This is a genomic window from Streptomyces lushanensis (genome assembly GCF_001700515.1).
Classification (GTDB): domain Bacteria; phylum Actinomycetota; class Actinomycetes; order Streptomycetales; family Streptomycetaceae; genus Streptomyces; species Streptomyces lushanensis.
Window position 1 is genome coordinate 1 of the sequence record NZ_MAUD01000374.1, and the last position, 5,983, is coordinate 5,983.

Consider the following 5,983-nt stretch of genomic DNA (forward strand, 5'->3'; position numbering starts at 1 on the left):
CGGCCCGGATCCGGGCCGCGAGTTCGCTGAGATGGAAGGGCTTGGCCAGATAGTCGTCGCCCCCGGAGGAGAAGCCCGAGAGCCGGTCGGTCAGGGTGTCGTGCGCCGTGAGAAACACCACCGGCGCGGTCACCCCGGCGGCGCGCATCGCCTGGCATACGTCGCGGCCGTCGGAGTCGGGCAGCCCGACATCGAGCACCACCGCGTCCACCGAACCGTCGGCGGTGCGCAGCGCCGAGGCGCCGTCGGTTGCCGTGACCACGAGGAAGTCCTCGTCGCGCAGGCCGCGGGCGATCACATCGCGCAGTCCGTGGTCGTCCTCGACGATCAGCACGCGGGGAGCCGTCATTCCGCCAGTATGACCACGTACGGACGTCCGCCGTCCAGCCCGTCCCGGGCCGCGACACGCGTTCAGGTCGCGTTCAGGTACAGCCCGGCATCCTCGGCGCGTGACCGTGATCCAGGGCGCGGAGGGCCGCGTCGACGTGTACGGGAATGTGTATGGCGGCCATGTGCACGGCTGTGTGTGCGGCGGTGTGCACGGGCGCGTCCGTCCCTGGCGTCCGGCGGTGTGAGGCGATGGCACGGATCACGGTGGTCGAGGACGACCCGACGATCGGCGGCGGACTCGGCGCGGCACTGCGCGTACTCGGCCATGAGAGCCGCTGGTGCCCCGACGGCGCCACGGCACTGGCACACACCGCGCCGGACCCGGCCGATCTGCTCCTGGTCGACCTGGGGCTGCCCGACATGGACGGATTCGAACTGTGCCGTCTGCTGCGGGAGCGGGCTCCGGACGCCGTCATCGTCGTACTGACCGCGAGAACCGGGGAGATGGATGTCGTCCAGGCCCTGGAGTGCGGAGCCGACGACTTTCTGACCAAACCCGTCGGGATCGCCGAGTTGCAGGCCCGGGTCACCGCCCATCTGCGCCGTGCCGCACCCGGCGCTCTCGGAGCGCCCGGCACCTCGGCGCGGATCGGGCTCGGGGCGCTCGTCGTGGACCGGCCCGCCCGGCGCTGTCTGGGCCCCCGGGGCGAGATCACGCTTCGTCCCCGCGAGTTCGATCTCCTGGTACGGCTGGCCGCGCGCCCGGGACAGGCCGTCAGCCGCGAGGACCTGATGAACGATGTCTGGGACGAGAACTGGTTCGGCTCCACCAGGACCCTCGATGTGCATGTGGCCGCGCTGCGCCGCAAACTCGGCGGTCATCTGAGGATCACGACACTGCGCCAGTTCGGCTACCGCCTCGAAGTGCCGACGGCCCCCGCGGCCGGCTGACGGCGGGGCCGGACCGTGCGCCGCCGCATCCTGGGCTCGACCGTGCTGGCGGTCGTCTGCGCGGTGCTTCTCTTCGCGCTGCCGCTCGCCGTCGCCGCGCTGCGGCTTTACGAGCAGGACGAGGAGCGTGAGCTGCGGCAGCTCGGCGAGCGGGTCGCGGTCGGCCTGCCCGTACCGCTCGGCCGTCCCGGTGCCGCCGATCGGGTGGAGCTGCCCCGTACCGAGGCGGGTACCCGTATCGCGGTGTACGGGCCCGACGGGCGGCGTGTGATCGGTGACGGTCCCCGGGCCGGCGACGGTCCGGTACAGGCCGCGGCGGCGGGGCGGGCCGCCACCGCCCGGTCCGGTGAGGACCTCGTGGCGGCCGTCCCGGTCGGCGGCGCCGAACATGTCCGCGCGGTGGTACGCGTCACCTCGCCCGCCGCCGATCCGTACCGGCGGGCCGCCCTGACCTGGGCCGGGATGGCGGTGCCCGGTTCGCTCGCCGTCGGTGTCGGCGCGCTGCTCGCCGTCCGGTCCAGCCGCCGGCTCTCCCGCCCGCTGGAGGCGCTCGCCGTCGCGGCCCGGGACATGGAGCGCGGTGAGCCGCCGGCCGGCCGCGCACCGGCTTCCGGGCTGCCGGAGGCCGACGCGGTCGCCGACGCCCTGGCCCGCGCGTCCGACCGCATCGGCCTCCTTCTGCGGCGTGAGCGGGCCTTCAGCGCCGACGCGTCCCACCAGCTCCGTACGGCGCTCACCGGTGTACGGCTGGAGCTGGAGACCCCACTGGCACCCGGCGCGCGCACCGATCCGTACACCGCCCTGCGCACGGCCCTCCAGCAGGTCGAACGGATGGAGACCACGCTGACCGATCTGCTGGCCCTGGCCCGTGACGTACCCGAGCGGGCGCCGCTCGACCCGGTGCCGCTCCTCGACGGGATCGAACGGCACTGGCACGGCGAACTCGCGGCGGGCGGGCGGCGCCTGCGGGTGGTGATCGACGAGGACCTGCCGGACGCCGTCGGCTCACCGAGGGCCGCCCGGCAGGTCCTCGACGTGCTGATCGCCAACGCCCGCACGCACGGCGCGGGAACGGTGACCGTACACGTCCGGGAGAGCGCCGGAGTGCTGGCCGTGGATGTCGAGGACGAGGGCGACGGGATCCCCGAGGGCACGGATCCGTTCGTACGGCGCGGCCACGCGGCGGAGGACGGCCATGGCATCGGCCTCGCGCTGGCCCGCTCGCTGGCCGAGGCCGAGGGCGGCAGACTCTTTGTCTCCCGCCCTCGCCCGCACCCCAGATTCACCTGGCTCGTGGCCCTTCCGGCGCGGCCCGCGCCGACGGGGGGCCCGTCACACGGACCGTCGTGAGACGACCGGACGGGCCCGGCCGGAGCGGGCCGGGCGGCCCGGTTCGCCCCGGCCCGGCCCGCCTGGGCTGCGAGGTCCGGCCCGGTCCTTCGGTCCGTCACAGCTCCCGCAGCTCGGTGAGCGGAGGCCGGCGGGCATGCCGTACGGCGGCCCAAGCCGCCACCGCCAGCGCCGCCACCGTGACCCCGGCCGTCGCGCTCAGATAGGCCCAGGGAACGGCGATCCGTGACGGCGGCGGATCGAAGACTCCGGAGAGCACCTTCACCAGCATCCGCGACAGCGCCCAGCCGAGCACCGCGCCACCGGCGAGGCCCGCCACGGCCACAAGGGCCGCCTCGCTCCACACGAATCCCGAGAGCTGCCGGCCGCGCGCGCCCAGCACCGACGCCAGCGCCAGCGTGCGCCGCCGCTCCGCCAGTCCGAGCGCCGTCACCAGACCGCCCGCCGCGGCGGCGATCACCAGCGCGAATCCCAGCTCGACCCGGGTGAGTCCGGCGAGATCGACGGCGGTGAGACTGGAACCGATCGCGGTCCGCGACGACGGCAGATCCGTGATGCGCGCGTTCGGTCCGAGCAGTGCCCGCGCCCGCGCCGCGACCGCGCGCTGATCCCTGCCGCCCGTGTCGACCAGCAGCGTACCGGCGGCCCCGCTGCCCGTCGTACGGGCGATGTAGGACGCGTTGGCGACCAGGAAGCTGTCCTTGGGCGCGGTCGGGAACTCCTTCACGACACCGGCGAAGTGGAAGGGAACCGTACGCTGTCCGCCGGTCCGCGCGTCGGTCAGCCGGAGCCGGACCCGATCGCCCGGGTGGAGCTGGAAATCGTGCGCCGTCTCCGCGCTCACCAGCAGCCCGTCGGGGCGCGCGGCGAGACGGTCCATCAGGGCACCCGCCGTACCACCGGAGAAGTAGGCGTCCTGCAAGCGCCCGGCCGACACGATGCTCGCGGGCCGTACGCCGTACAGATCCTGGAGATCGGCGCCGACATAGGCGAACCGGTGCTGGAGCGGCTCGACATGACGTACGCCGGGCACCGCGGCGACCTCGGCGATGGTCGCGGGACCGGTGGCCGTGGACATGGACATGGACGTGGATGTGGAGGAGGCCGTGGACGTGGACGTGGATGTGGACGTGGTGACGGTGACATCGGCACCGTTGGTCAATACGGCGTCCACCTCGGCCTGTTGCCGGTAGGTGGAGTTGAACACGGCGGTCGACGCGGCGAACGCGCAGGCCAGCGCGAGCAGCACCACCGAGCGCACCACCGTGCCGCGCTGCCGGGACAGACCGGCCGCGACCGTGCCGGAGAGGGCGCCGGCCGCCGGCCGGAACAGCCGTCGCAGCACCGGCCCGCCACGGTGCAGCAGAGCGTCGGTCAGCAGCCAGGCCAGCACCGCGCCGGCCGCCCACAGCAGGGCGGGGCCCGCGAACGCCCAGTAGTCGACGGACAGGCTCGCGGTGCCCTCCGGGGCCAGGACCAGTGCGTAGTTCGTCGTGCTCGTGGCGCGGAACACCGCCAGTGAGCCCGCCGGAAGCGCCACGGCCAGTGTCCACCACGCCGGACGCGGCACCGGGCGGCGCCCGGCCAGCGTACGGCCGGAGACGACGGTCGCCCGCCGGGCGTCGAACCGCGCGGGCACCAGTACGGTCGCGCCCGCCACCGCCGCTCCCGTCCCCGAGGCGGCCAGCGCCCACGCCGGCGAGATCCCCGCCGTACCGAACACCGTACGACTGACCAGCGCGCCGAGCGCCAGCCCGCCCGCCGTACCGGCCACCGCGACGACCGCGGCCTCCACCGCGGCCAGCCCCATCAGCCGGCCCGGGGTGGCTCCCCGGGCCCGCAGCAGCGCCTGTTCCCTGCGCCGGCGGACCGCTCCGGCCTGGGCGACCGCCCAGGTCAGCACCGCGGCCAGCACGGAACCGGGAACGCCGAGGAAGAGGAACAGCAACTGCGCGTAGAGCGCGTCCGAGCGGGCGGCGTCCAGAACGGCGCCCAGATTGTCACCGACCAGGCCGGTACCGGCGAGCCGCACCTCCGCGTTGTGCGCGCCGCCGGTGGCCGTGGTGTACGCGGCGGCCGGATCGGCGGGCAGGTCATGGCCGCGCAGGGTGTGGATCTGTGTCCGTACGAGATCGGGCCGGGAACCGGCGAGCGGATCGAACACGGTGTGCCAGATCCGTTCGGGAAGCAGGACGACATTGTCCGGCGGTGCCGAGGGCTGCGACTGCGGCGGCGCTCCCACCTTCTGGAACAGCGAGTCGGCGAACGGCAGTTCCACCACACCGGCCACTCGGAGCGGCACCGCGGGCAGTCCGGCCCGCTTGACGGTGACGGTGTCGCCGGGAGCCGCGTGGAGATTGGCGGCGGTCTGCTGGGCGAGCAGCACTCCCCGGCCGCTCCCCGCCAGTACCCGGATCTCACCGGGGAAGACGGTGGCGTAGTCGGCGGGCAGACCCAGCACGGACCCGGGTCCGGTGCTCTGAAGGGTGCCGCCCGTCCGGGCGTCCAGCCCGTCGGTCTGCCCGTAGCCGACCGGCAGGGCCTTCTCCGTACCGGGCAGGGCGCGCACGGTGGACAGCACGCCGGCCGGATCGGCGCCGTCGGCCACCTGCACCTGCCAGTCCACGGAGACCGAACGGACCGACTGGGACGTCATGGTGGCGCGGGTCGTGGAGAGGAAGCCGCCCAGTACGGAGAGCAGCGCGACGGCCACCATCACTCCCGACGCGGTCGCCAGAAGCCGGCCGCCGCGCACGCGCAGCAGCCCGGAAAGCCACATCCCGATCATCGCGCCTCACCCTCCTGACGTTCCCGGGGCCCAGGTCCCGTACGGTCCGCCGGCACCAGCCGGCCGTCGGGGTCCGCCGCCACCAGCCGGCCGTCGGCCATGGACCACCGTGTGGGCAGCACCTCCGCCACCCGCGTGTCGTGCGTGGTGACCACCACGGACGCGCCGAGCGTCCCGGCGGCGGCCAGCAGCACCGTCATCACCTGCTCGGCGCTGTGGCGGTCGAGCTGCCCCGTCGGCTCGTCCGCGAGGATCAGCCGGGGCCGTCGTGCCAGTACCCGCGCCACCGCGACACGCTGGGCCTGACCGGCCGACAACTCGTCGGGCAGCTTCGCCGCCAGCGCCGCCAGCCCCAGGCTCTCCAGCGCCGCCACGGCGCGGACCTCCGCGTCCGTCTCCTGCGCGCCGTCGATACGCAGCGGCAGGGCGACGTTCTCGGCCGCCGTGAGCGGCGGCAGCAGACTCGGTCCCTGGAAGACGAAACCGATGTGCCGGGGGAGCGGCCCTTCGGGCAGCCCGGGATGGGTGATCCGCCCGGCCGTGGGCCGGTCCAGACCGGCCATC

General features: G+C 74.5%; 6 protein-coding genes. 3 read left to right on the forward strand and 3 right to left on the reverse strand.

The genetic code is table 11. The features are described from left to right. On the reverse strand, positions 1 to 349 hold a 349-nt coding region (locus BFF77_RS26570; RefSeq protein WP_141698534.1), incomplete at its 3' end, for a response regulator transcription factor. 100 nt (positions 350 to 449) lie between these two features. Here BFF77_RS26570 and BFF77_RS37825 point away from each other — a divergent pair. The 3 genes from BFF77_RS37825 to BFF77_RS26580 are packed head-to-tail and all read left to right on the forward strand — an operon-like array spanning position 450 to position 2,631. Continuing rightward, positions 450 to 575: a hypothetical protein gene (locus BFF77_RS37825; protein ID WP_281196606.1), complete on the forward strand. Its 126-nt coding sequence runs from the start codon at positions 450 to 452 to the stop codon at positions 573 to 575. 4 nt (positions 576 to 579) lie between these two features. Continuing rightward, a complete protein-coding gene (locus BFF77_RS26575) occupies positions 580 to 1,281 on the forward strand; it encodes a response regulator transcription factor (protein WP_066954477.1) in 702 nt (233 codons plus the stop codon). A 15-nt stretch (positions 1,282 to 1,296) separates the two neighbouring features. Next, on the forward strand, positions 1,297 to 2,631 hold the full coding sequence (locus tag BFF77_RS26580) for a sensor histidine kinase (protein WP_066954480.1): 1,335 nt from the start codon (positions 1,297 to 1,299) through the stop codon (positions 2,629 to 2,631). Positions 2,632 to 2,728: 97 nt separating this feature from the next. Here the strand turns inward: BFF77_RS26580 and BFF77_RS26585 are convergent, their stop codons facing one another. Together BFF77_RS26585 and BFF77_RS26590 are read right to left on the reverse strand one after the other, a co-directional pair. Next, positions 2,729 to 5,419: an FtsX-like permease family protein gene (locus tag BFF77_RS26585; protein ID WP_066954483.1), complete on the reverse strand. Its 2,691-nt coding sequence runs from the start codon at positions 5,417 to 5,419 to the stop codon at positions 2,729 to 2,731. Next, positions 5,416 to 5,983 (reverse strand): ABC transporter ATP-binding protein (locus BFF77_RS26590; RefSeq protein WP_079125523.1); only part of this gene is annotated, 568 nt, incomplete at its 5' end. The genes BFF77_RS26590 and BFF77_RS26585, both read right to left, overlap by 4 nt.